At 68.4% G+C, this 24837-nt stretch carries 25 protein-coding genes; 18 read left to right on the top strand and 7 right to left on the bottom strand.

Annotated elements, in window-relative coordinates:
- Positions 1-89 precede the first annotated feature (89 nt).
- Positions 90-1226 carry a hypothetical protein gene (locus AB7E83_RS01725; RefSeq protein WP_428564635.1) on the top strand — a complete coding sequence of 379 codons (1137 nt, stop codon included), beginning with the start codon at positions 90-92 and terminating at the stop codon, positions 1224-1226.
- Between the two features lie 28 nt (positions 1227-1254).
- On the opposite strand, the gene AB7E83_RS01720 is transcribed toward AB7E83_RS01725, so the two are convergent.
- Complete coding sequence (locus AB7E83_RS01720) at positions 1255-2169, bottom strand: LysR substrate-binding domain-containing protein (RefSeq protein ID WP_428564632.1); 915 nt, start codon at positions 2167-2169, stop codon at positions 1255-1257.
- 144 nt (positions 2170-2313) lie between these two features.
- On the opposite strand from AB7E83_RS01720, the gene AB7E83_RS01715 reads away from it, so the two are divergent.
- From AB7E83_RS01715 to AB7E83_RS01660, 12 genes are all read left to right on the top strand, one after another.
- Positions 2314-3186, top strand: a complete 873-nt coding sequence (locus tag AB7E83_RS01715; protein WP_428564629.1) for an amidohydrolase family protein — start codon at positions 2314-2316, stop codon at positions 3184-3186.
- Complete coding sequence (locus tag AB7E83_RS01710; protein WP_428564626.1) at positions 3183-4049, top strand: acyl-CoA dehydrogenase; 867 nt, start codon at positions 3183-3185, stop codon at positions 4047-4049. The genes AB7E83_RS01715 and AB7E83_RS01710 overlap by 4 nt, the downstream gene beginning before the upstream one ends.
- On the top strand, positions 4046-5452 hold the full coding sequence (locus AB7E83_RS01705) for a phenylacetate--CoA ligase family protein (RefSeq protein ID WP_428564619.1): 1407 nt from the start codon (positions 4046-4048) through the stop codon (positions 5450-5452). Before AB7E83_RS01710 ends, AB7E83_RS01705 begins: the two co-directional genes overlap by 4 nt.
- A 41-nt stretch (positions 5453-5493) precedes the next feature.
- Positions 5494-6471, top strand: coding sequence for a Bug family tripartite tricarboxylate transporter substrate binding protein (locus AB7E83_RS01700; RefSeq protein WP_428564739.1), 978 nt, complete (start codon positions 5494-5496; stop codon positions 6469-6471).
- 14 nt (positions 6472-6485) lie between these two features.
- Positions 6486-7109 (top strand): flavin reductase family protein, encoded by a 624-nt coding sequence (locus AB7E83_RS01695; protein ID WP_428564616.1) that lies wholly within the window; start codon positions 6486-6488, stop codon positions 7107-7109.
- Between the two features lie 185 nt (positions 7110-7294).
- Positions 7295-8299, top strand: a complete 1005-nt coding sequence (locus AB7E83_RS01690; protein ID WP_428564613.1) for a Bug family tripartite tricarboxylate transporter substrate binding protein — start codon at positions 7295-7297, stop codon at positions 8297-8299.
- A gap of 19 nt (positions 8300-8318) precedes the next feature.
- Positions 8319-9293, top strand: a complete 975-nt coding sequence (locus AB7E83_RS01685; RefSeq protein WP_428564610.1) for a Bug family tripartite tricarboxylate transporter substrate binding protein — start codon at positions 8319-8321, stop codon at positions 9291-9293.
- Entirely contained in the window at positions 9290-10288 is a 999-nt protein-coding gene (locus AB7E83_RS01680; protein ID WP_428564607.1) for a Bug family tripartite tricarboxylate transporter substrate binding protein, read from the top strand. The genes AB7E83_RS01685 and AB7E83_RS01680 overlap by 4 nt, the downstream gene beginning before the upstream one ends.
- 2 nt (positions 10289-10290) lie before the next feature.
- Positions 10291-11136 carry an alpha/beta fold hydrolase gene (locus AB7E83_RS01675; RefSeq protein ID WP_428564604.1) on the top strand — a complete coding sequence of 282 codons (846 nt, stop codon included), beginning with the start codon at positions 10291-10293 and terminating at the stop codon, positions 11134-11136.
- Positions 11137-11234: 98 nt separating this feature from the next.
- Positions 11235-12146, top strand: a complete 912-nt coding sequence (locus tag AB7E83_RS01670) for a TauD/TfdA dioxygenase family protein (protein ID WP_428564601.1) — start codon at positions 11235-11237, stop codon at positions 12144-12146.
- Between the two features lie 8 nt (positions 12147-12154).
- The gene (locus AB7E83_RS01665) at positions 12155-13303 is read left to right on the top strand and encodes a mandelate racemase/muconate lactonizing enzyme family protein (RefSeq protein WP_428564598.1); all 1149 of its coding nucleotides are present in this window, start codon (positions 12155-12157) and stop codon (positions 13301-13303) included.
- Positions 13304-13317: 14 nt separating this feature from the next.
- Entirely contained in the window at positions 13318-14217 is a 900-nt protein-coding gene (locus AB7E83_RS01660; protein ID WP_428564595.1) for a TauD/TfdA dioxygenase family protein, read from the top strand.
- Here the strand turns inward: AB7E83_RS01660 and AB7E83_RS01655 are convergent.
- The 3 genes from AB7E83_RS01655 to AB7E83_RS01645 form a co-directional block, all read right to left on the bottom strand.
- The gene (locus AB7E83_RS01655; RefSeq protein ID WP_428564592.1) at positions 14207-14854 is read right to left on the bottom strand and encodes a 3-oxoacid CoA-transferase subunit B; all 648 of its coding nucleotides are present in this window, start codon (positions 14852-14854) and stop codon (positions 14207-14209) included. The genes AB7E83_RS01660 and AB7E83_RS01655 overlap by 11 nt on opposite strands.
- Before the next feature lie 17 nt (positions 14855-14871).
- Complete coding sequence (locus tag AB7E83_RS01650; protein ID WP_428564589.1) at positions 14872-15561, bottom strand: 3-oxoacid CoA-transferase subunit A; 690 nt, start codon at positions 15559-15561, stop codon at positions 14872-14874.
- 98 nt (positions 15562-15659) lie between these two features.
- Entirely contained in the window at positions 15660-16619 is a 960-nt protein-coding gene (locus AB7E83_RS01645) for a LysR family transcriptional regulator (protein ID WP_428564586.1), read from the bottom strand.
- 168 nt (positions 16620-16787) lie between these two features.
- Here AB7E83_RS01645 and AB7E83_RS01640 point away from each other — a divergent pair, with 168 nt between their 5' ends.
- The 5 genes from AB7E83_RS01640 to AB7E83_RS01620 are packed head-to-tail and all read left to right on the top strand — an operon-like array spanning position 16788 to position 21316.
- Positions 16788-17798: a tripartite tricarboxylate transporter substrate binding protein gene (locus tag AB7E83_RS01640; protein WP_428564583.1), complete on the top strand. Its 1011-nt coding sequence runs from the start codon at positions 16788-16790 to the stop codon at positions 17796-17798.
- A 16-nt stretch (positions 17799-17814) separates the two neighbouring features.
- Entirely contained in the window at positions 17815-18495 is a 681-nt protein-coding gene (locus AB7E83_RS01635; protein WP_428564580.1) for a flavin reductase family protein, read from the top strand.
- 26 nt (positions 18496-18521) lie between these two features.
- Positions 18522-19619 (top strand): enolase C-terminal domain-like protein, encoded by a 1098-nt coding sequence (locus tag AB7E83_RS01630; RefSeq protein WP_428564577.1) that lies wholly within the window; start codon positions 18522-18524, stop codon positions 19617-19619.
- 23 nt (positions 19620-19642) lie between these two features.
- Entirely contained in the window at positions 19643-20485 is an 843-nt protein-coding gene (locus AB7E83_RS01625; protein ID WP_428564574.1) for a fumarylacetoacetate hydrolase family protein, read from the top strand.
- A 51-nt stretch (positions 20486-20536) separates the two neighbouring features.
- Entirely contained in the window at positions 20537-21316 is a 780-nt protein-coding gene (locus tag AB7E83_RS01620; protein WP_428564571.1) for an alpha/beta fold hydrolase, read from the top strand.
- Between the two features lie 19 nt (positions 21317-21335).
- Here AB7E83_RS01620 and AB7E83_RS01615 read toward each other — a convergent pair whose 3' ends face one another.
- Genes AB7E83_RS01615 through AB7E83_RS01605 form a run of 3 tightly spaced genes read right to left on the bottom strand, consistent with a single transcriptional unit; the run spans position 21336 to position 24457 of the window.
- Positions 21336-22436, bottom strand: a complete 1101-nt coding sequence (locus tag AB7E83_RS01615) for an aldo/keto reductase (protein ID WP_428564568.1) — start codon at positions 22434-22436, stop codon at positions 21336-21338.
- Positions 22436-23494: a Rieske 2Fe-2S domain-containing protein gene (locus tag AB7E83_RS01610; RefSeq protein ID WP_428564565.1), complete on the bottom strand. Its 1059-nt coding sequence runs from the start codon at positions 23492-23494 to the stop codon at positions 22436-22438. Before AB7E83_RS01610 ends, AB7E83_RS01615 begins: the two co-directional genes overlap by 1 nt.
- Before the next feature lie 15 nt (positions 23495-23509).
- Positions 23510-24457, bottom strand: coding sequence for an ABC transporter substrate-binding protein (locus AB7E83_RS01605; RefSeq protein WP_428564562.1), 948 nt, complete (start codon positions 24455-24457; stop codon positions 23510-23512).
- Between the last annotated feature and the right edge of the window lie 380 nt (positions 24458-24837).

Here is a 24837-nt window from a genome sequence, read left to right as displayed (position 1 = left end):
CTCGGGGTGTAAAGAACGCTGCTCGACAATAACGCTGCTCGACGAACCCTGCTTGTTGACGAGCAGGACCGGTGTTCAAATGGCGCGCCATGAGCATCGACGCCGCTGGTCTTTTCGTGCCGCTCGAGTTGCGCGGCGTCACGACGCGCAACCGCGTCGCGATCTCCCCCATGCAGCAGTTCGAGGCGGCGCAGGACGCGATGCCCGCCACCTGGCACCAGGTGCATCTCGGCCAGTTCGCGCTGGGCGGCGCCGGGATCGTGTTCACCGAGGCCATGGCGGTCAGTGCGCGAGGCCGCATTTCCTACGGCGACATGGGCCTCTGGCGCGAGGAGCAGGCCGATGCGCTGCGGCCCATCGCGGCGTTCATCCGCAGCACGGGCGCGCTGTCCGGCGCGCAGATCTCGCACGCGGGACGCCGAGGCGCCACGACCGCGCCGTGGGATGGCAAGCGACCCCTCGTCGCGGACGATGCGGCGCGAGGGATGGCGCCCTGGGAACTCTGGGCGCCCAGTGCCCTGCCGAGCCGCAAGGAAGCGCAGACGCCGCTCGCGATGGACGCCGCCATGATCGAGCAGGTTCAAGCCGAGTACGTGCGTGCCGCGGCCCTGGCGGAACGTGCAGGCTTCGACGTTCTCGAACTGCATGGCGGCCATGGGTACATGCTGCACGCGTTCCTGTCGCCCCTGTCCAACCAGCGCACCGACGCCTATGGCGGCAACCGCGAGAAGCGGATGCGCTTCGCGCTCGAAGTGGTCGAGCGCGTTCGCAGCGTGTGGCCGGCCAACAAGCCGCTCTTCTTTCGCGTGTCCAGCTTCGACGGCGTGAGCGGCGGCTGGGAGATGGAGGACACCCTCGCGCTCGTTCCGGCGCTCATGGCGCGCGGTGTGGACGTCATCGACGTTTCCTCGGGCGGCGTCGGCGGCCTTTCCTCCAATGCGGCGGAACACACCCGCATGCCCGGCTATCACGTCCCGATGTCGGCACGCATCCGGGAGGCGACGCGCGCGCGGACGCAGGTCGTGGGCCTGGTGACGGACGCGCGGCAGGCGGACGAGATCGTTCGCAGCGGCGGCGCGGACCTGGTGGCGATCGGCCGCGAGGCGCTGCGCAACCCGTACTGGGCGGCTCACGCACGCGAGGCGCTGGGCGATGCCGACTACAAGTCGTGGCCCGAGCAGTACGCCTGGTGGTTGCGCGCGCGCCGCGATCACCTGGCTCGGTGATTCGCAGCCGCCTTCACGCCGCGCTTCGCTACTTTCCCGCGCATTCCGCCAGCAACCAATCGCGAAATGCATCGAGCACCGGGTTGGGCTTGCGCAATTCGGGCCGGATCAGGTAGTACGCCGTCGAATTGCGCGGCCCGGGCGCGCGAGCGGCCGATTGCTTCTCGAGCGCGCTTTCCACCAGCTCGCCACCCGCGAGTTCGCGCGTGACGAGGAAGCGCGGAACGAGCGCGATGCCGAGCCCATGGATCGCGCACTGCGCCATGTACGCGAACGAGTCGAGGCGCGGGCCGAGCCGGTCGTTGGCAACGCGCAGGCCGAGCGCATCGAACCACTCGCGCCACGCCTGCGGCCGCGTGTCGAGGTGCAGCAGGCGGTGCTGCTCGAAGTCCGACGCCTTCAGCCGCTTGCGCGGCGCGATGAGCGAGGGCGCGCAGACGGCGACGAGGTCTTCGTCCATCAAAAAGGTCTGCTCCGTCGCGGGCCAGTCGGCATTGCGCGCGAAGATGGCCGCGTCGACGCGCGTCTCCTCGAAGAGGAAGGGGCGCGTGCGCGTGAGCAGGTTCACCGTGACCTGCGGCTGCGCCGCGTAGAAGTTCGGCAGGCGGGGAATCAGCCACTGGCTCGCGAAGGTCGGCAGGGTCGCGATGGTCAGTTCGCGTACCCCTTCGCCATGCGCGATGAGTTCGGCGGTGTCGCGCTCGATGGAGTCGAGCGAGGCCGCGACGCGCGCGGCGTAGTCGAGCGCGACCTGCGTGGGTGCGACGCCGCGGCCCGATCGTCGAAAGAGCGCCACGCCCAAGTACTGCTCCAGCGTCGCGATCTGCCGGCAGATCGCGCTTTGCGTGAGCGAGAGATCCTGCGCCGCCTGCGTGAAGCTGCCGTGGCGAACGGCGGACTCGAAGACGGTGAGCGTGAGGCTGCTGGGGATTCGGCGTCGCATGGGGGTCCTCGGAGGCGGGTCGACTTGTGCGCCGTACGCACAGGTCGCTGAGTATTCGTCAATTGTGCCCCTGCAAGCCCGTTTCTAGAATTCCCCGACGCTTGAGAAAAACTCAGAGCCCGACAACAGCCTCCCAGGAGACCCATGCCAGCCACCCCTGCCCTCGACGTGAGCGTGCGCCCGATGCCTCTGGAGATCGCGCAGCGCTACGCGCGCCTGCCCGAGTACCGCCACATCTTCGACAAGGTGTTCGGCCGCCCCGAAGTCATGACCGATGGCATCTCGCTGCCCGCGATGCAGGGCGAGATGGATGCGCACAACGTGCGCCAGATCCTCGTGAGCGGCGCCGACTCGCGCCGGGTGAACGGCCTGCACGTGGAGAACGACTGGGTCGCGTCCCTCATGCGCGACATGCCCGGGCGCGTGGTGGGCGGCGTGGGCCTCGACATGACGCGGCCGCTCATGGAGCTCACGCGCGAGATCGAGCGCTGCGTCGGCGAACTCGGCTTCTCGTTCGTGAAACTGTTCCCGTATTCGGTGGACATGGCGCCGCACGACCGCCGCTTCTACCCGATCTACGCGAAGTGCTGCGAGCTCGACGTGCCCGTGTGGACCCAGGTCGGCCACACCGCGGGCTTGATGCCTTCCGAGCCGGGCCGCCCGATCCACCTGGACCGCGTCGCGCTCGACTTCCCCGACCTGCGCATCGTCGGCGGCCACATCGGCTGGCCGTGGGAGCAGGAGATGATCGCGATGGCGCTGAAGCATCCCAACGTGTACGTGAGCACCTGCGGCCATGCGCCCGATCACTGGCCCGAAGCCTTCGTGCAGTTCCTGAAGACGCGCGGCAAACGCAAGGTGGTGTTCGGCAGCAACTGGCCCTACATCTCTTACGACCGCTACTTCGAGAAGTTCGCGGAGCTTGGGCTCGCGCCCGAGACCGAGCAGCTCTTCCTGCGGGACAACCTGCTGCGCGTGCTCGGCCCGCGCTTCGCCGCCCGCGGAGCCGCGCAATGAGCGAAGGAAAAGTGGAGCTCGCAGCGCCCGACGATGCCATCGGCGAGCGCGCGACGCGCACCGACATCGTCGATGCGCGGCTGCTGATGCAGTTCGCGGCCTTGCTCGACGAACCGATTCCGTCCTTGAAGCCCGGCGACCCCGTTCTCCCCGGGCGCCACTGGCTCTTCTTCAACAACATCGTGCGGCAGTCCGAACTCAAGCCCGACGGCATCGCGCGCAAGACGGCCGCGCTGCCCGACGTCGCGGGCGCCACGCGCATGTGGGCGGGCGGCCGCACCGACTTCCTGCGCCCGCTCGCGGTCGGCTCGCACGTGCGGCGCGAAACCGAAGTGATGTCCACCTCGAAAAAGTCCGGCCGCTCGGGCGACCTCGTCTTCGTCACGCTGCGCCACGAGATCCACGACGAGCGCGGCCTCGCGATCGTCGAGGAGCAGGACCTGCTGTATCGCGACCCCGCGAACATCCGCCGCAGCATGGACATCGCGCGGCCCGCCCCCAACGACGCCGAGTGGTCCGTACCCTTCACGCCCGACGCGATCCACCTCTTCCGCTACTCCGCCATCACGTTCAACTCGCACCGCATGCACTTCGACCCGGAGTACGCGCGGACGAAGGACGGCTATCGCGGCGCGGTGGTGCACGGACCGTTTCTCGCGACGCTGCTGATGGACCTCTGCGCGCGCGAGACGGGCCGCGCGGTGCGCCGCCTGGCGTATCGCGGCGTGAGCCCGCTCTTCGACGGCCTGCCGGCCGTGCTGTGCGGGCGGCGCGACGGCGACGGCGCGCGCGTGTGGGCCGCAACGGCCGACGGACGCCTGGCGCTCGAAGGCGAGATCGCCCTGGCGGAGGCGTCCGCGTGAGCGCGAACCCGCCGTCCTTCTACTACCCGCATGCGCTGGACTTCGACGCGCTGCTGCGCGAATTCCCCACCGGCCGCGAGTACGTCGAGCAGGTGCACCGCATGCCCGTCGAGCGCCTGCGCGACCTGCAGGAGACGCGCTTCCTCGCGCAGATGAAGCGCGCCTGGGAAGTGCCGTTCTACGCGCGCCACTGGGGCGCGGCGGGCATGGAACCCGGCGACGTTCGCGGGCTCGACGACCTCGACAGGATCCCGCCCTACGACGTGAATGACCTGCGCGAAAGCATCGAGCGCGCGCCGCCCTGGGGCGACTACCTGGGCATCGACCCGAGCACGAGCCCGCCCATGCCTCTCGCCTTCCACACGAGCGGCGGCACCACGGGCCTGCCGCGCCCGATGCTCTACACGCCGCGCGACCGCGAAGTGATGGCGATCACGAGCGCGCGCCGCCAGTACCTGGCCGGCGTGCGGCCGTTCGATATCGCGCAGGTCACCTTCTCGCTCGGCCTCGCCAACGCGGGCATGTTGTCGCGCGAAGGCCTGTGGAAATACACGGGCGCCGTACCCGTGGTGACCGGCTCCGGCGCGACGCTGCCCACGCGGCGGCAGATCGAGGTGATGCGCGCGTGGAAGGTCAACGTGCTGCTGGCCTTTCCGGCCTACCTGCGACACCTGGCCGATGTGGCGCGCAGCGAATTCGGCTTCGACGTGCGCGAGCTTGGCCTGAAGGCGCTGGTCACGCATCTCGGCGCCGATGCGAGAGAACCGCTCGAATCGATGTGGAACGCGCCCGCGTTCGACAGCTACGGCACCAACGAGTGCGGCACCATCGCCTCCGACTGCGATCTGCGCGGCGGCATGCATGTGTTCGAGGATGCCTTCGCGGTGCAGGTGTGCGATGCGCAGACGCTGAAGCCGACGCCCGAGGGCGAGCGCGGCACTATGTTCGTCACCAGCCTCTTCAAGCACGCCGCGCCCATCATCCGCTTCAACTCCAACGACGTGTCGAGCTGGATGCGCGGCACGTGCGCCTGCGGCGGCACGCACCGGCGGCTCGAACGCATCTTCGGCCGCAGCGACAACATGGTGAAGCTGCGCGGCGTGAACGTGTTTCCCGACGCGATCGGCTCGGTCGTCGCGGAACAGGCCTGGTCCAACGGCGAATACGTCTGCCTGGTCGAGACGGCGCAGGCGCACCGCGACGAGATGACGGTGATGGTCGAGGACGCGAGCGGCGCGGCCGTCCGCGCGGGCCTGCAAGCCGCGCTCGAGAGTCGCTTCAAGGAAGTGCTGGGCGTGAAGGTGCTTGCGCGGATCGTCGACGTCGGCGCGACGGATTCGCTCACGGGCCTGTCCACCACATCGAAGATCCGCCGGCTGATCGACCGCCGCACCCCGGCCTGATCTCGGCCACCACAAAGCAAAGGAGACAAACGATGAACTCGATTTCCGCAGGCCGCCGCGCCTTCGTCGCCGCCTCGATCCTCGCGCTCGGCGCCGCCGGTGGCGCCGCGTGGGGGCAGGGCGCCTATCCCTCGAAGACCATCCGCATCGTCGTGCCCTACGCCGCGGGCGGGTCCACCGACGTGCTCGCACGCATGATCGGCACGCACATGGCGCAGGCCTGGGGCCAGCCCGTCGTCGTCGACAACCGCCTCGGCGCGGGCGGCGCGATCGGCACCGAGGCCGTGGCGAAGTCGCCCGCCGACGGCTACACCGTCCTCATGGCGATCACGGCGATGATCCAGGCGCCCGCGCTGAATCCGAAGCTGCCCTACGACCCGTTCAAGGACTTCGTGCCGGTGTCGCAGGTCGGCTTCTCGCAGAACCTGCTGCTCGTGCCCGCCAGCCTGCCCGCGAACAACGTCCGGGAATTCGTCGCGCTCGCGAAGGCGCCCGGCAAGGGGCTCAGCTTCGCATCGTTCGGCAACGCGACGTCGCCGCATCTCTATGGCGAGCTGATGAACCAGCGCGCCGGCATCCGCATGGTGCATGTGCCGTACAAGGGCGCCGCGCTCGCGCTCAACGACTTGTTCGCGGGGCAGGTGGATGCGGTGTTCGTCGACATGGGGTCGGCGCGGCCGCACCTGGGCTCGGGCAAGGTGAAGGCGCTCGCGATCACCGGCGCACAGCGCGCGAGCTTCCTGCCCGACGTGCCGACGATGGGCGAGAGCGGCTACAGCGGCTTCGAGCCCAATGGCTGGTTCGGCCTCTTCGTGCCCGCCGGCACGCCGCCCGAGATCGTGCGCAAGCTCTCGGCCGAGACGGCGCGCATCGTGCGCCTGCCCGAAGTGGCGGAGCGCTTCGCGGGGCTCGGCATCAATCCGCTGGGCAGCACGTCCGACGAGTTCGCGGCGGTGCTGCGGGCCGATGCGCCGAAGTGGGCGCAGATCGTCAAGGCCGCGAACATCAAGATCGACTGAGGACGCGTTCCGCCATGCATCTCGCCGCCGCGGACCTCGACGCCGACAGCACGTACCGGCTGCTCTCGGGCATCGTGGTGCCGCGCCCCATCGCCTGGGTCACGACGCAATCGTCGACCGGCCTGGTGAACCTCGCGCCGTTCTCCTGCTACACGTTCGTGTGCAACCGGCCGCCGATGCTCGGCATCACGTTCGGGCGCAAGGCGGGCGTGCGCAAGGATTCGGCGACGCACATTCTCGACTCGCGCGAGTACGTGGTGAACATCGGCACCTTCGCCCAGCGCGAACAGGTGCATGCGAGCAGCGAGGAGCATCCGGCGGACGTGAGTGAGACGGACCTGCTGGGGCTGGCCACGCTGCCTTCGCAGGTCGTCGGCGTGCCGCGCCTGGCGGATGCGCCGATCTCGATGGAGTGCCGGCTGCGGCAGGTCGTGCCGTTCGGCGAACTGGGCTCGGAGTTCTTCGTGGGCGAAGTGGTGTCGTTCCATATTCGCGAGGGCCTGTATCGCGACGGCAAGATCGACACGCGCGAGCTCGACCCCATCTGCCGCATCGGCGGGCCGAACTATGCGTCGCTGGGGGAGATCGTCACGCTGAAGCACGTGGCGGCAACGCCGCGCGGGGCGACAGCTTCCTAGGGATTTCCGGGCCTTGGCGGTCCGGCCCCAGCAAGCCCCAGCGGCCCCCAGCGGCCCCCAGCGGCCCGCAAGGGGCCGCGATTATTGCTGATCTCGAACAGCCTCTGGACCGATTCGGCAAGTAACGCTTTCGGCGGCTCGCCCTATTCTCCGTGCATCGCTTCCACACCACGATTGCACACGTCATGACCCGTCGCATCCCGGGCTTCGTGCCCATTCGCCGCGCGATCGCCGGCCTGGCTGGATCGTTGTTCCTCGCGCTTGCCATCGCGCCCGCGCCTGCGATCGCGCAGGCGTTCCCCTCCAAACCCATCACCATCGTCGTTCCCGTCACGGCGGGCGGTCCGAGCGACCTCATGACGCGTGCCATCGCGCAGAAGCTGTCCGCCGAACTCGGGACGTCGGTCGTCGTCGAGAACCGCACCGGCGCGGCGGGCCTCATCGGGCTGAAGCACGTGCTGGCGCAGAAGCCCGATGGCTACACCTACGTGATGGCGGGTTCGAACGTCCTCGCGGCCATGCCGCACCTGGACCCGAACGTCGGCTACGACGTGAACAAGGACATCGAACCGATCACGCTCGTCTCGAAGACGGCCCTCATCCTCTTCCAGACCACGCAACTGCCGTCGACGACCCTGCGCGAACTCATCGCGTACGGCAAGGAGAACCCGGGCAAGCTCACGTTCGCGAGCGCAGGATCGGCGTCGACGGCGCACCTGAGCGGCGAATTCCTCTCGCTCGTGACCGGCGTGCCGCTCACGCACGTGCCGTATCGCGGCTCGTCGGCCGCGATGCCCGACCTGCTGTCGGGACGCACCCACATCTTCTTCGATGCCTCGCAGACGATGAGTTTCGTGAAGGACGGCCAGTTGCGCGCGCTGGCCGTGAATTCCCCGCGCCGCCTCGCGGTTTATCCCAACGTGCCGACATTCGCCGAGGCCGGCCTGCCGGAGTTCACGATCGGATTGTGGTTCGCGCTGGTCGGGCCCAAGGGCATTCCCGCGCCGGTGGTCGACCGCATGAACCGCGCGATGCGGACGGCGCTCGGCGACCCGGCCCTGGTCGAGACGTTCATGAAGCAGGGCGTCGAACTGCAATGGACCACGCCGGCCGGGCTGTGGGCCTACAAGGACGAGCAGTCCGCGAAGATGAAGCAGATGATCGTCACGCGCAACATCAAGGCCAATTGAAGGCACGAGGAGCCCCGAGATGAATCTCATCGCCCGATGGTTCGCCGCCTCGCTCGTCGGCGCCGCGACCCTCCTTCCGGTTCCCGCCGCCGCGCAGGACGTCTACCCGAGCCGCCCCATTCGCATCATCGTGCCGTACTCGCCGGGCGCCGCCGCCGATTCGGCCGGGCGCGTCGTGGCGGACAAGCTCTCGGCCGCCTTCGGCCAGTCGGTCGTCGTCGAGAACCGCGCCGGCGCCAATGGCGCGCTGGGCATGCAGGCGGCGGCCACGAGCAAGCCCGATGGCTACACGCTGGTGGTCGCGCCGAGTTCGGCGATGTCGGCGGCCATGGCGCTCAGCGCGTCGCTGCCCTATCACCCGGTCAAGGACTTCGCGCCCATCGGCCTGATCAGCACGGCGCCGATCGCGCTGGGGGTCGGCAAGGACCACCCGGCCAACACGATCCAGGAATTCGTCGCCATGGCGAAGGCGCGCCCCGGCACGATGAGTTACGGCTCGAGTGGCGGGCTGCTCGAACTCGCGGCCGAAGCCTTGAAGCAGAAGGCCGGCATCAACCTGCTGGGCGTGAGCTACAAGGGCCCGACCGAGGCCTCCGTCGACGTGATGTCGGGGCGTGTCGATGTGCTGAGCTCCGGCCTGTCGTCGCAGATCCCGCTCGTGAACGGCGGCAAGATGAAGACGCTGGCGGTCCTGAGCCCCACGCGCTCGCCGAAGCTTCCCAACGTGCCCACGATGGTGGAGTCCGGTTTCAAGGACTTCCAGATCGTCGGGTGGAACGGATTCTTCGCACCGGCCGGCACGCCGCCCGCGGTCGTCACACGCCTGAACACGGAACTCAACAAGCTGCTGCAGCTGCCCGACGTGAAAAAGCAGTTCGATACGCTCGGCTTCGACATCGTCCCCGTCACGTCGGCGCAGTTCGTGACCTATCTCGGCGACGACGTCGCGCGCCTCGAGGCCATCGCCAAGGCCGCGGGTATCGTGAAGAAATGAGCGGGGGCCTCCTGCGCGGCGCGAACGTCTCGCGGGTTTCGCGACGCCACCTCATGATCGCTGCCGGCGGTCTTGCCCTCGGCAGCGCCCGCGCGCAATCCGACTTCCCGAACCGGCCGGTGAAGATGATCACGTTCTTTCCGCCGGGCGGCAGCGCCGACGGAACGGCCCGCCACATCGCGGACAGGATGGCCACGGTGCTGGGGCAGTCGGTCGTCGTCGAGAACCGGCCCGGCGCCGGCTCGCTGCTCGCCGCGCGCGCGGCGCTGGCCGCGCCGGCGGACGGCTACACGATGCTGTTCGTGGGCACGTCGTCGCTGATCGCGACGGCGCTGTACAGCAACCCGGGCTTCAGCTACCTGAAGGACTTCATGCCCATCGGGCCCATCTCCAGCAGCGTCCACCTGCTCGTGGCGCGCGATGGCGTCCCGGTGAAGACCGTGCAGGAACTGATCGCGTATGCGAAGGCCAATCCGGGCAAGCTGAATTACGCCTCGGTGGGCAACGGCACGTCGACCCACATCGAGATGGAGATGTTCAAGGGCATGACCGGCACGCAGATCACGCACATCCCGTACAAGGGCAGCGCGCCCGCGGTGCTCGCCATGCTGGCGGGCGACGTCGACGTGATGTTCGACTCCATCGTGTCCGTGCTGCCACACATGAAGTCCGGCCGCATGCGCGCGCTGGGCATCAGTTCCGCGACGCCATCGTCCACCACGCCGGGCGTGCCGCCGATCGCGACCGCCGTGCCCGGGTTCGACATCACGGTCTTCTCGGGGCTCGTCGTGCGCGCCGGCACGCCGGCCGCCATCGCCGACCGGCTCAACGCGGCCCTCAACAAGACGCTGGCGATGCCCGACGTCGCCGGCAGGTTCCTCGAATCGGGCGCGGAAGCCATGCCCCAGACCCGCGACGAATTCGGCGCCTTCATGACGCGCGACCTGGCGCGCTGGAGCAAGGTCATCGCCGACGCGCGCATCAAGGTGGACTGACCGTGCCCCTGGACTACCGATCGCAATACGCCGACGTCCTCGGTCACCAGATTCACTACACCGAATGGGGACGCGCCGATGCGCCCGTGGTGCTCGTCTGCCACGGCCATACGCGCAATTGCCATTCCGCCGACGTCCTCGCCGAAGCGCTCGCCGACGAGTGGCGCGTGATCTGCCCGGACGTCATCGGCCGGGGGATCTCGAGCTGGAGCAAGGACCCGGAGAACGAGTACCGGTCGGACTTCTACGTGAAGCTTCTTGCCGCCCTGGTCGACCATCTCGGCATCGACCGGCTGGCCTGGATCGGCACGTCGATGGGCGGGCGGCTCGGGCTGCTGGCGGCCGCCGGCGTGCTGCGCGACCGCATCCACAGCTTCGTCATCAACGACATGGGGCCCGTGCGCGGCGCGGCGGTGCGCCAGCGCATCGGCGGCTACATGGCGAAGGAGGTCATGCGAGACACGATGCCCGAGATGGAAGCGTACTTCCGCCAGGTCTACAAGCCCCAGGGAATGCTCACCGACGCGCAGTGGCGGCGATTCGCCGAGACCTCGTCGCGGCGCCTGCCGGACGGCCGGTTCACGACGCTGCACGATCCGCGCGTGGCCGACGAACTGATCCAGGGCAAGCTGCAGGAAGACATGTGGCCCGAGTGGGACCGCATCGTGGCGCGCACGCTGGTCCTGCGCGGCATCGAATCGGACGTCCTGTTGCCGCAGACCGCGGATGAGATGACCCGGCGCGGGCCGAAAGCCCGGTTGGCCGTCATTCCCGGGTGCGGGCACACGCCCGCGCTCAACGTCCCCGAGCAGATCGGCATCGTGAGGACTTTCCTGGGCGGTGGCTGAATTATTGCGCGATGCGAACAGCCACTGGACCGATTCGGCTGTTTATCGCGGCCGGCATGCTCCCTATGCTGCGCGTGAAACGCAAAGGAAATTGAGAAGTGGCCATCGATATCCAGTTCACCGACGCACCGCTCGGCCATGAAGTCCGCGGCGTCGACCTGAACGCGCTCGACGACGCGACGTTCGGCGAGATCGCGGACACGTTCGACAAGTACGGGGTCATCGTGATCCGCGGGCAGTCGCTCTTGCCGCGCCAGCAGGTCGACTTCAGCCGGCGCTTCGGCTCGCTCGACCGGTTCGTGCTCGACCGCTTCAACATGAAGGAACTCCCCGAGGTGTTCGTGCTGTCGAACATCATCGAGGACGGCAAGCCGGTGGGCATGAGCGATGCGGGACGCTACTGGCACAGCGACATGTGGGTGAGCGACAAGCCGCCGCGCGGCTCGATCCTCTACTCGGTGGAGGTGCCGCATCGGGGCGACGAGCCGCTGGGCGACACGTACTTCGCGAGCACCGCGTACGCGTACGACACCCTGCCGCAAGCCACGAAGGACCGCATCGAGAACCTCAGCGCGGTGTTCAGCTCGCGCCTCTATGCCGAGTACGTCGGGCACAACACGGTCAAGGACGTGCATACGAAGGAGATCGTGGAAGCGCGCAAGAACATCCAGGACCGGGAGATCACCCACCGGCTCGTGCGGCGGCACCCGATCACCGGACGCAAGTGCCTGTACGTCGTCGAGGGCGTCATCAGCCACATCGTGGGCATGAGCCGTGCCGAGTCGAAGGCCTTGCTGGACGAACTGCTGGCCCACATCGTCCGCCCCGAAGCGGTGTACAGACATCGGTGGAAGGTCGGCGACGTCGTGATGTGGGACAACTACGCCGCGGTTCACCGCGCGACCGGCGACTTCGAATTGCCCCAGCGCCGCCTCATGCACCGCACGACGCTCAGTGCGCCGGGCGCCGCCGCGAACGCGGCTTCTCCGGCCACCGCCGGCGCGATGTGAGGCCACTCATGCGACGCATCCCCACCATCCGGTCCCTGTCCCTCAGCGGGTACCAGTTCGTCCTCGGCCCCGAGCATTCGTACGGCAACGCGCGTGCGATGGGCTTTTCGCCGCGCTCCACGCTCATCGAGGTCGAGACCGACGAAGGCGTCACCGGCATCGGCGAAGCGGCGGGCGCGCCGCAGGTCGTTCGCGAGTATCTGAAGTCGGTGCAGCCGTACTTCATCGGGAAGTCGATCTACGACTTCCCGCAGATCCAGTCGTACCTGCTCAACCGCATGTACCACTCGGGCGTGCAGAACTCGCTCACGGGTTGCCTCGGCGGCATCGACGTCGCCTTGCTCGACGCCATCGGCAAGACGCTGGACGTTCGCGTCTGCGATCTCATCGGCGGCTGCAGCCGCGAGAAGATCCCGGTGTACGCGTCCAGCGGATATTTCTCGGACGATCGGGACAACCGCTTCGAGGACATGCTCGGCAAGGTGAAGAAGGGCGATTTCCTCGGCGTGAAGATCAAGATCGGCCGCGGCGTCGCCAGCGACGTCGAGCGCGTCGCCGCCACGCGCGAGATCCTCGGCGAGAAGCCGCTGCTCATCGTCGACATGAATGCCGCCTACACCGGCGACGTCGCCTTGCAGTCCATCCGCGCCATGGCGAGCCACGACATCCACTGGGTGGAGGAGCCGCTGCCGCCCTGGGACTACCGCGGGTACACCGAATTGCGCCAGCGATCGCCCGTGCCGCTGTCGGCCGGCGAAGCGCACTACACCGCGCAGGAGTTCAACCGGCTGATCGAAGGCCGCTGCGTCGACATCCTGCAGCCTTCGATTCCGTACACGGGCGGCCTGCGCGAAGCGCAGCGCATCGCGTTCCTCGCGCAGCTGCACAACCTGCGCGTGGCGCCCCATGTGTGGGGCAGTGCGATCGGCCTCGCGGTGGCCTGCCACTACGGCGCCGCGCTGCCGCCGTGGCCGCACACCGATCACCCGGCCTTTCCGAGTTTCCTGGAGTACGACGTCGGCGCCGACAACCCGCTGCGCGACCGCATGCTCAAGACGCCGATCGTGCTCGAGGACAGCCACGTGCTGTTGCCGCAGGGGCCCGGCCTGGGCATCGAGATCGACCGCGACGCGATCGAGAAATACCGGGTGTGCTGACGATGACGCTGACGATGACAAGTGCGTCCGCCATGGATCTCGACGTGCGCAGGCTGCACCCCGTGGTGGGCGCCGAGATCGGCGGCATCGACCTGTCGCAGCCGCTGGACGATGTGCGCTTTCTTGCGATCCGCCAGGCGCTGAGCGACCACCAGGTGCTCGTGTTCCGTGACCAGCCGCTGGACCAGGACCAGCTGCTGGCCTTCGGCACGCGCTTCGGTCAACCCGAGGTGTTCCCGGACGTCAACTCGACGCAGGGCAAGGTGCCGCAGGTGCTGCGGCTCACCAATCTGAACGCGGAGGGCCTGCCCACGGGCCCCGGGCCGGAGATGGCGCGCAAGTCGCTGGCGGAGAACTGGCACAGCGACAGCTCGTACCGCGCGGTGCCGTCGTACGTGACCATGCTGCACGGCATCGAGATCCCGCCCATCGGCGGCGACACCGATTTCACCAGCATGCACGCTTCGTACGAAGCGCTGCCCGCGGAACTTCGCGAACGCGTGGCGCCGCTGTCGGCCGTCCACAACTGGGAATACCAGCGCGACCTTTCGGGCAAGCGTGCGCCGATGACCGAGCAGGAACGCGCGGGCTATCCGCCCGTGCGGCATCGGCTCGTGCAGCGGCACCCCGACACCGGGCGCAAGCTGCTGTTCATCAGCAGTTCGGCCGAGTACATCGACGGCATGCCGCGCGAAGAGGGCCGGGCGCTCCTCGCGCAGCTGACGAAGATCGTCACCGAACCGGCGCTCGTGTACACGCACAAGTGGCGCAAGGGCGACGTGGTGATGTGGGACAACCGGGCCACCCTGCACCGGTCCGCGGGATTCGACTACCAGTCGCTCACGCTGCGCCGCCTGCTGCATCGCGTGGTCATCGGCGGCGACAAGGCGGCCTACGAGCGCGTCAACGCGTGATCACCGGCAGGCGGAGCAGGGCCTGGAGTTCGTCGACCGTGAGACCCTCGACCCGATCGAGCAGGCGCAGCCCGTTGGGCGTGCATTCGAACGTGCCGTGGTCCGTGTAGACGCGCTTCACGCAGCGCAAGCCGGTCAGCGGATAAGTGCAGCGCTCGACGATCTTGCTGGCGCCGTCCTTGGCGAGCAGGTTCATGCAGACCCAGGTCTGGACGGCGCCCATGGCGAGATCCATCGCGCCGCCCACGGCCGGAATCGCATCCGGTTCGCCGGTGCTCCAGTTCGCGAGGTCGCCGGTGGCGCTCACCTGGAACGCGCCCAGCACGGCGATGTCGAGATGGCCGCCGCGCATGATGCCGAAGCTGTCGGCATGATGGAAGATGGAAGCGCCCGGCAGCAGCGTCACCGGCTGCTTGCCCGCGTTGATCAGGTCGTAATCTTCCGCGCCTGGGGCCGGCGCCGGCCCCAGGCCCAGGAGCCCGTTCTCGCTGTGCAGCAACACCTCGCGGCCCGCGGGGATGTAGTTGGACACCAGCGTCGGGATGCCGATGCCGAGATTGACCACCGCGCCTTCGGGAATGTCGCGTGCGATGCAGCGCGCGATCTCCTGGCGGTCGCGAAGTTTGTACGCTGCCACTTTCATGCCTCCTTGCGTCACGCGCCGCCGGGCGCGGTGGGGACATACGGGATCTGCACGACCTGCGAGACGAAGAGACCCGGCGTGACGATGCATTCCGGATCGAGCGCCCCGAGCTCGACGACCTCGTGGACGGTGGCGACCGTGTACTTCGCCGCCGTCGCCATCACCGGCCCGAAATTGCGCGCGGACAGGCGATAGGTGAGATTGCCCCAGCGGTCGCCGCGGTGCGCCTTGATCAGCGCCACGTCGCCGTGGATCGGATATTCGAGCACGTAGTCGACCCCGTCGATGCGGCGCGTCTCCTTGCCCTCGGCCAGCGGCGTGCCGAAACCGGTGCGGGTGTAGAAGGCGCCGATGCCCGCGCCGGCCGCGCGCAGGCGCTCGGCGATGTTGCCCTGCGGCACCAGCTCGAGTTCGAGCCGCCCGCTGCGATACAGGCCGTCGAAGACCCAGGAATCGGTCTGCCGCGGGAAGCTGCACAGGATCTTGCGCACGCGGCCGGTCTTGAGCAGCGCGGCGAGGCCGTATTCCGCGTTGCCGGCGTTGTTGGAGACGACGGTCAGGTCCTTCGCGCCCTGTTCGATCAGGCCGGCGATCAGCGCGTCGGGCGTGCCCGCCGTCCCGAAGCCGCCGATCAGGACCGTCGAGCCGTCGCGGATCGGCGCGAGGGCCTCGGCGACGGAACGGGCGAGCTTGTCGATCATGGGCCGATCATAGGCAGTGCGCATCGAAGGCGCCACGGCGAGGCGCGGTCCTCCGGGTGTGCAGGAACGGCAACAATCGCGGGCGGCCGGACCATGCGCTACTCGAGATGCTTCAGGTAGTCGGTCAATTCGCTCACGAACATGCGCGTGCGCTGCAGCAGGCGCTTGCCGGGATACAGGATCCAGATCTCGGGCGACTGCCCGTCCGGATAGACGTTGGCGTACTCGGGCAGCACCTGCACGAAGCGCCCGGCCGCGAGATCGTCGCGCACCGCGGTGCGGCTCACGCGGATCAGGCCCATGCCCTGCCGGGCGAACTGGATCAGGGGCAGGTAGCTGTTGGCCAGCACCGTTTCCCGGATCTCCTGGCGCAGGATCGTGTCCCCTTGCTTGAAGAACCACGCGCCGCCCGCGCTCTGGCGATGCACCAGGCAGTCGTGCTCGGCGAGGTCCTGCAGGCTGCGCGGCTCGCCGCGGCGCGCGAGGTAGTCGGGCGACGCGCACAGCACGCGTTGCACCGGCCGGATGCGAACGCCCATGAGGCTCGAATCCGGCACCTGGCCGGAATGCACCGCCACGTCGTAGTCGCGGTCGTCCGCCGTCACGAGCGTGTCGGACATGGTGACGATGTAGCGGATCTCCGGGAACTTGCGCGAGAAGGCCGCGAGGAAGGGCGGCAGCAGCACGGTGCAGACGTACTCGTTCATCACGAGCCGCAGCACGCCCGAAGGCCGGCCCTGCATCGCCGTGAGTTCGTCGGCCAGGCGGGTGTGCCCGGCGACCACGTCGCGCGCCCACGCGAGCGCGACGGCCCCGGCCGCCGTGAGGTGGATGCGGCGCGTCGTCCGGTCGAAGAGCCGGGCCTGGAGCGCCGCCTCGAGGGCGGCGATCTTGCGCGTGGCCACCGAGGGCGCCATCTGCAGCCCGCGTGCCGCCTGCGCGATCGCGCCCGCGTCGGCCACCGCGACGAACAAGGACAGCAACTCGAGGGTCACGCCCGGCGTTGCATTCTTGAAGTGCGGCGGTGCCGCCTGAAGGGCGCTCCGTTCGTCTTGCATGCGGGGATTGTTGCTGATTTCATCATGCGGTCGATGCGGGAACTGTCCTGCACCTGTGCAAATGCGGAAGGAATGGGATGCGCCCTTGCCGGATATAAAGATCACCGGCAGCGTTCGATGCACCGCCTTTGCCTCACCCGACATCGACCTGAGACGGAGACAAGCCCGATGCATGCTTCCCACCCCCGGCACGCCGGTGACCGGCCGATCGCGCGGCGCAGCGCCCTGTTCAGGCTCGCGGCACTCGGTGCCGCCGCCGCGAGTCCGTCGGCGTTCGCGCTCGACGTGGGCGGCCGGCCGATCCGGATCGTGGTCCCCATCACCCCCGGTTCGACGCCGGACCTCGTGGCGCGCCACATCGCCGCCGGCCTCGCGCGCGACCTGAAGACGCCCTTCGTCGTGGAGAACAAGTCGGGCGCCGGCGCGATGATCGGAACGATGGAGGTCGTGCGTGCGAAGCCCGACGGGCTGACGCTTCTGCTCACGGGCGCTTCGCTGTACACGAACCGCTGGATGCTCAAGGACCCGCCTTACGATCCGTTGAGGGACTTCCAGCACATCGCCAAGGTGGGCGAGTCCTATTACGTCATCGTCGTGCCCGCCGAGATGAAGGTGACGAGCCTCGCGCAGCTGGTGGCGGCGGCGAAGGCGGCCCCCGGCGAGATCACCTATTCGTCCGCCGGCCACGGCAGCACGTCGCACCTGGGCGGAGTGATGTTCGAGGACGTCGCCGGCGTCAAGCTGCGGCACATTCCCTTTACCGGCGCCGCGCCGGCGCTCACGGCGGTGGGGGGCGGCCAGGTGCAGGTCAGTATCCAGGGCATCACGACCGTGCTGCCCCTGCTGCAGGCGGGCAAGGTGCGTGCGCTGGCCGTCTCGAGCCCCGTGCGCAGCAAGCGGATTCCGGACGTGCCCACGTTCGCCGAGGCGGGCCTCCCCGGCTACAAGTTCAGCAGCTTCCTCGGCATCCTGGCGCCCGCGGGGACGCCCATGCCGATGGTCAACGAACTCTCCGCGGGCATCCTGAAGATCGTGAGGGCGCCCGAATACCACGCACTGGCGGCGACCCACGGCTTCGAGCCGGACGTCGCGGAGATGGCGGCGTTCGCCGCCGATGGGCCGGTGGAGCTCGAACGGTGGCGCCGGCTGATCCAGCTGGGCGGCGTCCCGCAGCAGTAGGCCGGCGCCCGGACCCATGCAGCACGCGAACTCGCCCACGTTCAAGACGATTCTCAGCAGCGAGATCGACCAGCCGATGCAGTACAAGCTGCTGGCCGGCGTCATCATTCCGCGCCCGATCGCGCTCGTCACCACCCTCGGGCCCCGAGGCCCGAATGCGGGGCCCTACAGCTTCTTCAACGGCATCGCCACGGACCCGCCGATGGTCGTCTTATCCGGCGGTCCCCGAAAGACGCCCGAGGGCGAGTGGGCCATGAAGGACACCATCCGCAACATCGAGGCGTCGCGCGAGTTCGTCGTGAACCTCGTGTCCACGCCGATCCTGGACAAGATGAACATCTGCGCGACGGACTTCGACGAGACCGTCGACGAGATCGACCTCGCCGGCTTCACCACGGTGGCTTCGAAGCACATCGCCGCGCCTCGCCTGCGGGAGGCCATGGTGCATCTGGAATGCCGCGCGGTGCAGATCATCCCGATCTCGAACCGGCCCTACCGGATGATCCTGGGGGAGGTGCTGTGCTTCCATATCGACGAGAAGATCCTGCAGGAGCGCAACCGCATCGACGTCGCCGGCTTCGACCCGGTCGGGCGGCTTTCGGGCGACGACTACACGCGGGTCACGGACCGCCTGAGCGTCAGGCGCATCCCCCCGCCGAAGGACAAGGCCGCGCCCGGTGCGGGCGGCGGCGGATGACAACACATTTTTCAGGAGTCAGTTCCATGATCGCTGCCCAGGCCGACGTGAAGGTGCGCGGCGTGCGCGTGCGCACGGTGTTGCTCGACGTTCGCCAGCCGCTGGAGACGGCGTCCGGCAGTTTCTCGAAATGGCCCGTGCTGCTGCTCGACCTGCAGACCGATGCGGGCGTCACCGGCCATGCCTACGTGGGCCTGTTCCTGCCGATGATGCTCAAGCCCGTTGCCGCGATGCTGCAGCAAGTCGGCGGCCTGATCGAGGGCGACACGCTGGCGCCCCTGGACCTGGATCGCAAGTTGCGCGCGCGCACGCGTCTCATCGGCACGCACGGTCCGCTCGCGACCGCTTGCGCGCTGATCGAGATCGCCGCGTGGGACGCGTTGGCGAAAAGCGCGAAGCTGCCGCTGGTGCGGCTGCTCGGCGCGGCGCCGCGCGCGCTGCCCGTCTACAAGACGCTCGTGGCGATGGATCCGGCGAAGGCGGCGGACTTGGCGCGCGAAGCAATCGCCGACGGGTACGGCGGCGTCAAGCTCAAGCTGGGCCATCCATCCGTGCGCAAGGATCTCGCGCTCGTCGCCGCGGTGCGTGCCGTGGTCGGTGACGACTTTCCGATGATGGGCGACTACAACCAGATCCTGTCGGTGCCCGAAGCCGCGGCACGCATCCGCGCCATCGACGGCGAGGGGCTGGTGTGGATCGAGGAGCCGGTCGCCGCGCGAGACTACGCGGGCTGCGCGCAACTCGCGCGTGGCGCCGCGACGCCGATCTCCATCGGTGAGAACTGGCTCACGCTGGCGGACGCGGCGGACAGCCTGCGCGCGAACGCTTCCGACTACGCCATGCCCGACGTCGTGAAGATGGGCGGCATCGCCAACTGGATGAAGGCCGCGACGCTGTGCGAAGCGCACGGCGTGCCGGTGTCCGCGCACTCGTTCCCGGAAATCTGCGGTCACCTGTTGCCGGGGTGCGGCGCGGCGCACTGGCTCGAACACGTCGGCATGGCCGATGCGGTGATGCGCGCGTCGTTCAAACCGACGGCGGGCGCCTGGAAGGTTTCGGAGGCGCCGGGTCTCGGCATCGACTGGAACGAAGACGTGATCGCGGCCTCGCTCGTCGACCTCTGAGCGGCAACCTGTTTCCACGCATCATGAAACTTGCAACTTTCACGGAAAGCGGACGCGGCAGCTGGGGCATCGTCGAAGGCGACTCGGTGGCCGACGTGGGCGCGGTCCTGGCCCACCGTTACGCCGGCATCCGGCAACTCCTGGCCGGGAACGGCCTCGCCGAGGCGTCGAAGGCGCTGGCATCGGCGCGGCGCATCGCCATGTCGCAAGTGAAGCTCGACCTGCCCGTGCCGGACGCCGCCAGGATCATCTGCATCGGCCGCAACTATCGCGCGCATGTGGCCGAGGGCAGCGCGCCGCCGCCGGAGCATCCCGAGTTCTTCCTCCGCACGAGCGACAGCCTCGTGCCGCACGGCGACGTGGTCCAGCGACCGAAGGTGTCGACCTCGTTCGACTACGAGGGCGAGCTGGCCGTGGTCATCGGACGCGGAGGGCGCCACATCGCGAAGGCGGATGCGCTGTCCCATGTCGCGGGCTACACGATCCTCGAAGACGGCAGCGTGCGCGATTTCCAGCGCCAGCATTCGCTGGCGGCGGGCAAGAACTTCCATCGCAGCGGCGCGATGGGGCCGTGGATATGCACCGCGGACGAGATTCCGGACCCGTCGCGGCTGACGCTCACCACGCGACTGAACGGCAACCAGGTGCAGCACTCGGGCCTCGACGCGCTCATCTTCGACATCCCCACGCTCATCGCGTACCTCTCCGACATTTTCCTGCTGGCGCCCGGCGACGTCATCGCGACCGGCACGCCCGCGGGCGTGGGCTTCGCGCGCAAGCCGCCGCTGTGGGTAAAGGCCGGCGATCGCATCGAGGTGGAGATCCAACCGATCGGGACGCTGGCGGTCGGCGTCGAGGATGCGTGAGGTCCGAGGCCGGGAATAGAATCGTTCGATGACGCGATTCGCCCGTGTTTCATGACCGAGTTCGTCTCATCGTTCGTCGACGTCGCCGGTTGCCGCACGCGCTTCTGGCGAGGCGGTGAGGGTCCCACGCTGCTGTACCTGCACGGCTCGCAAGGCGTGCCTGCGCCGCTGCCCTTCATGCAGAGACTGGCGAAGAACTTCGAAGTGCTGGCGCCGGAGCATCCGGGCTTCGGCGAAAGCGAATCGCCGCCGTGGCTCGCGAACATCCATGACCTCGCTTATTTCTATCTCGACTTCCTGGAGGCGCTCGACCTTCGCGATGTCGTCGTCGTCGGCCAGGCGCTCGGCGGCTGGATCGCGGCGGAGGCGGCGATTCGCGATTCGTCCCGGCTGAGGCGGCTCGTTCTCGCTGGCGCGCCGGGTCTCGACGCGCCGGAAGCCGCGACGCTCGACGTGTTCTCGATGAGCGACGAGGCGCTCGCTCCGTATCTGTTCCACGATCCCGCCCTGGCCGAGACGGCCCGCGCACGCGCCGTCGCCTCGCAGGAGAGTCCCATCGCGCGCAAGAACCGCGAGAGCCTGGAACGGATCGCGCGCGCGTGCCGCTTCGTCGACCCCGATCTCGCCAAGTGGCTGCATCGGGTCCGAGTTCCGACGCTGCTGCTGTGGGGCGAGAACGATCGCGCGGTGCTGCCGGCGATCGGGTCCAGGTATGCGTCGCTGATCCCGGGTGCGCGCCGGGTGTTGCTGCCGGCTTGCGGGCACCTGCCGCACGTCGAGCGCGCGGCCGACTACGTCGCGGCCATCGAAGCCTTCGCCGCCGCGCCTTGACCGCGCGAGCTGCGCGGCCTCAGCGTGGGAATCCGCCCCGGTTCAGGCCCTTGGCCTTCGCCGCCTGCAGGGTGTCGAACTCGTGGATGCGCTCGGGCTCCAGCGGCCGGAACACGGGCGCCATCGTGCGGTCCTCGTCGACGAGCGTGATGCGATCGATCTCCAGCAGATCGGCGGCGCTGAAGCGCACGTCGAGGCACTTCAGGTTTTCCCGAAGGTGCTCGACCTTGTCGACGCCGGCAATCACGGTGCTGACCGCCGGCCGCGAGATGAGCCACGCCAGCGCCATCTGCGCGATCGTCCAGCCGCGCGCCTGCGCGAAGGCGAGCAGCTTCTCCTGCACGTCGAAATTACGCGGAGACTGCCAGGTGTGCGTCACCGGGTTCATCGCCTGGCGGGTGCCGGGCGCGGGCGCCGCATCGCGCCGGTAGGCCCCCGCGAGCAGGCCGCCGGCCAGCGGAAAGTAAGGCACGAGGCCGATGCCGAACTTCAGCAGGAAAGGCTCCATGCGTTTCTCGATGTCGCGGTACAGCAGGTTGTAGTGGTCCTGCGTGCTCACGAATTCGGCATACCCGCGCTGGCGCGATGTCATCACCGCTTCGCACAGCTCCCACTCGTAGAGGTTGCAGCCGCCGATGTAGCGGACCTTCCCGGCGCTCACCAGGTCGTCGAGCGCGCGCAGCGTCTCGTCGATCGGCGTTTCGCGGTCGGGCCAGTGAAGCTGGTAGAGATCGATGTAGTCCGTCCGCAGGCGCCTCAGGCTGTCCTCGCACGCACGCACGATGGCGAGTCGCGAGCCGCCGACGTCGTGCGGTCCGGGTCCGGTGCGCTGGCCGAACTTCGTGGCGATCACCGCTTCCCGGCGCCGGCCGGCCAGCGCTTCGCCGAGGCACGATTCGCTGCGGCCGAGGCCGTAGCTGTTGGACGTGTCGAAGTAGTTGATCCCGCCGTCCAGTGCTTCGCGGACGATCGCCGTCGCACCGGCCACGTCGACGACGCCGCCGAAGGGGATGCAGCCGATGCCCAGTGCGGAGGCGCGCAGGCCGCTGCGCCCCACCGGGCGGTACGGCACCGTCGATGACGCACCGGCTGTGAAGCCGATCTCCATGCCGGTCGCCATCAGGCGGCCATCTTCGAGGGCGCAGGCCCGTCGAGCGCGAGTCGTTCGCGCACCAGCCGCCGCACCTGCAGGCCGGCCACGTCGTTGCGGATGTCGACCCACTTCGCATCGGGCAGGGCCGACATGCGCGCCTGCTGCCGTTCGAGCACGTCGCGGTCCTCGAGGAAGGTCACATCGATCTGGTCGTAGACCAGGTCGGTCGTCGCGGGATTGTCGATGTCGAAGCTGTGCGCGGCCGACCAGAAGAAGTGCATCGAGGTCGCCGTCTCCGGCGTGATGCCGTCGAAGGTCCGCAGTCCATGTTCGTCGCGACCCGGCTCGGCCGGCACCTCGCCGCCGCCGCGGCCGACGGGCATCACGCCCGTGTACACGCGAATGAGGCCGTGGAAATACTCGATCTGCTGCCAGCGGTCGGCCGTGGCCGCGAGGCCGGGGATGGCCTTCGTGTACGTGGGCGGCGGCGTCGAATCGCGCAACCATCGCACGGCCTTGATGCTCTCGCCCTCGCGTGTCACCTTCATTTCCGCATTGAAGTGGATGGACGGATTGCCGCCGATGGTGTTGCGGTGTACGTACGCGAGATGCGTGAGGTCCATGACGTTGTCGTTCATCAGCTCCCAGTTGCACGCGATGGTGTAGAGCTGCTTGCGATGCGCCCAGCCGCTGCCGGGGTTGTGCCAGGGGTAGGGAACGATCTTCGACGCATCGGCGCGTTCCTCGTCGCCCATCCAGATCCACACGACCTCGTCGCGTTCCACCACCGGATAGCTGCGTACGCGCGCCGCCGCGGGAATGTCGGCCTGGCCCGGGATGAGCACGCAGCGGCCCGTGCAGTCGAATTCGAGGCCGTGATAGCCGCACTGGATTCGGTTGCCGACGACCGCGCCATCCGACAGCGGCATGCTGCGGTGGCAGCAGCGGTCCTGCAGCGCGACGGCTTTTCCGTCCGCCTGCCGGTACAGCACCACGGGCTCGCCGAGCAGCGTGCGGCCGAGCGGCTTGAGTCCGGTCAACTCATGCGGCCACGCCGCGACATACCAGTTGTTGCGGATGAACATGGGCGAAGGCCGGGCTCAGCGCAGCGCCACGGGGGCGACGAATCGCGCAACGTCGACGGGGGCCTGCAGCATGCCGTGCGCGCGCATCAGGTCGACGGTCTTGCGGATCTGATCCGGATTCACGGTCAGGGGCAGCGGCTGCAGCTTGATCTCCCGGACCGTGGCCGCCGGGATGCGTGTGAACTCCGAAACGATGTCGGCGAGTTGCGGATTGGCCCGGTTGTCGTTGAACCACGTGATGCCCTTGCGCATGGCGCGCGCGAACTTCTCGACGGTGTCCGGGTTCTTCGCCAGATAGTCGGCCGTGGTGAGATATTGGCCGACGTCGAGGCCGGGCTGCACCTCGATGAAAGGCGAGCCCGCGATCGCGATCTCGGGATCGCGCAGGTTGGCGCTCTTGAACGGCTCGACCTGGAACCCGAGGTCGATCTGCTTGCGCTTGATCGCATCCGCGAGCTGCGGGAAAGGAACTTCGCGGTACTGCACCTTGTCGGGGTCGCCGCCGCGGGCCTTGACCCATGCCCGTGCATAGAGCCAGTTGATGCCGTTGCGCGTGTTCACGCCGATCGACTTGCCTTCGAAGTTCGCCGCGGTGTTCCAGGCTTCGCCCTTGCGGCCGATGAGCACCGCCACCGTCGGGCTGTCGTTCATGTTCGTCGCGGGCGCGATCACGCGCACGGGCAGGTTCTGCGCCGCCGCGAGCATCGTGGACACCACGTTGCCGAATGTGATGTCGACGGAGCCGCCCAGGAGCGCGGGAATGCCCACGGCGCCGCCGGCGGTCGGCGTCGTGTCGACCTTCAGTCCCTCCTGCTCGAAGTAGCCGAGCTTCTGCGCGACCGCGAACGGCACGGCATCGATGATCGGCAGGATGCTGACGCGGACCGTCTGCTGCGCTTGCGCGGGCGAGACGCCGGCGAACGCGGCAGCGGCGACGAAGGCAAGGCAGGAGAGGAGTTTCATGGCCGGACCTTGAAAATCGATATCCTCACTTTAATCGGTTTTTTTGGCGACGTCACGCTGCGATTTCCCGGCATCGCGCGACAGGACCCATCAACTTCGATGGCAACCCCGGACTCTGAATCTGCGTGTTGCCAAGGGTGGGGGAGCGCTATCACTCGCTGTCTGCCGAGTTCGGGCAAGCAAGGTGTCATCATCCCTTCCAGCTCTTCCGCGCGTCCGAAAAACGTGCCATCTTTCGGACATGAAAGCCGCTGGCTCGTCACATCAGGCTGGCCTCACCGGCTCCGTGTTCACGCCGGCGCTGTTTGCGGGACTGGGGGCCGCACGGCTCGACGCGCTGGCGCGCGACTACGCGCGGATGCGCGCAATGTTCATCAAGC

It is taken from the genome of Ramlibacter sp., from assembly GCF_050250995.1.
Lineage (GTDB): Bacteria > Pseudomonadota > Gammaproteobacteria > Burkholderiales > Burkholderiaceae_C > Ramlibacter.
This window is presented reverse-complemented; position numbering and strand designations above follow the sequence as displayed.

Bases quoted from the DNA above. Each gene is read 5' to 3' on its own strand.
- AB7E83_RS01625 (WP_428564574.1), top strand. From the start codon at position 19,643: ATGAAACTTGCAACTTTCACGGAAAGCGGACGCGGCAGCTGGGGCATC.
- AB7E83_RS01690 (WP_428564613.1), top strand. From the start codon at position 7,295: ATGACCCGTCGCATCCCGGGCTTCGTGCCCATTCGCCGCGCGATCGCC.
- AB7E83_RS01715 (WP_428564629.1), top strand. From the start codon at position 2,314: ATGCCAGCCACCCCTGCCCTCGACGTGAGCGTGCGCCCGATGCCTCTG.
- AB7E83_RS01710 (WP_428564626.1), top strand. From the start codon at position 3,183: ATGAGCGAAGGAAAAGTGGAGCTCGCAGCGCCCGACGATGCCATCGGC.
- AB7E83_RS01630 (WP_428564577.1), top strand. From the start codon at position 18,522: ATGATCGCTGCCCAGGCCGACGTGAAGGTGCGCGGCGTGCGCGTGCGC.
- AB7E83_RS01605 (WP_428564562.1), bottom strand. From the start codon at position 24,457: ATGAAACTCCTCTCCTGCCTTGCCTTCGTCGCCGCTGCCGCGTTCGCC.
- AB7E83_RS01695 (WP_428564616.1), top strand. From the start codon at position 6,486: ATGCATCTCGCCGCCGCGGACCTCGACGCCGACAGCACGTACCGGCTG.
- AB7E83_RS01685 (WP_428564610.1), top strand. From the start codon at position 8,319: ATGAATCTCATCGCCCGATGGTTCGCCGCCTCGCTCGTCGGCGCCGCG.
- AB7E83_RS01640 (WP_428564583.1), top strand. From the start codon at position 16,788: ATGCATGCTTCCCACCCCCGGCACGCCGGTGACCGGCCGATCGCGCGG.
- AB7E83_RS01635 (WP_428564580.1), top strand. From the start codon at position 17,815: ATGCAGCACGCGAACTCGCCCACGTTCAAGACGATTCTCAGCAGCGAG.
- AB7E83_RS01615 (WP_428564568.1), bottom strand. From the start codon at position 22,436: ATGGCGACCGGCATGGAGATCGGCTTCACAGCCGGTGCGTCATCGACG.
- AB7E83_RS01720 (WP_428564632.1), bottom strand. From the start codon at position 2,169: ATGCGACGCCGAATCCCCAGCAGCCTCACGCTCACCGTCTTCGAGTCC.
- AB7E83_RS01650 (WP_428564589.1), bottom strand. From the start codon at position 15,561: ATGATCGACAAGCTCGCCCGTTCCGTCGCCGAGGCCCTCGCGCCGATC.
- AB7E83_RS01665 (WP_428564598.1), top strand. From the start codon at position 12,155: ATGCGACGCATCCCCACCATCCGGTCCCTGTCCCTCAGCGGGTACCAG.
- AB7E83_RS01620 (WP_428564571.1), top strand. From the start codon at position 20,537: ATGACCGAGTTCGTCTCATCGTTCGTCGACGTCGCCGGTTGCCGCACG.
- AB7E83_RS01645 (WP_428564586.1), bottom strand. From the start codon at position 16,619: ATGCAAGACGAACGGAGCGCCCTTCAGGCGGCACCGCCGCACTTCAAG.
- AB7E83_RS01660 (WP_428564595.1), top strand. From the start codon at position 13,318: ATGACAAGTGCGTCCGCCATGGATCTCGACGTGCGCAGGCTGCACCCC.
- AB7E83_RS01610 (WP_428564565.1), bottom strand. From the start codon at position 23,494: ATGTTCATCCGCAACAACTGGTATGTCGCGGCGTGGCCGCATGAGTTG.
- AB7E83_RS01725 (WP_428564635.1), top strand. From the start codon at position 90: ATGAGCATCGACGCCGCTGGTCTTTTCGTGCCGCTCGAGTTGCGCGGC.
- AB7E83_RS01680 (WP_428564607.1), top strand. From the start codon at position 9,290: ATGAGCGGGGGCCTCCTGCGCGGCGCGAACGTCTCGCGGGTTTCGCGA.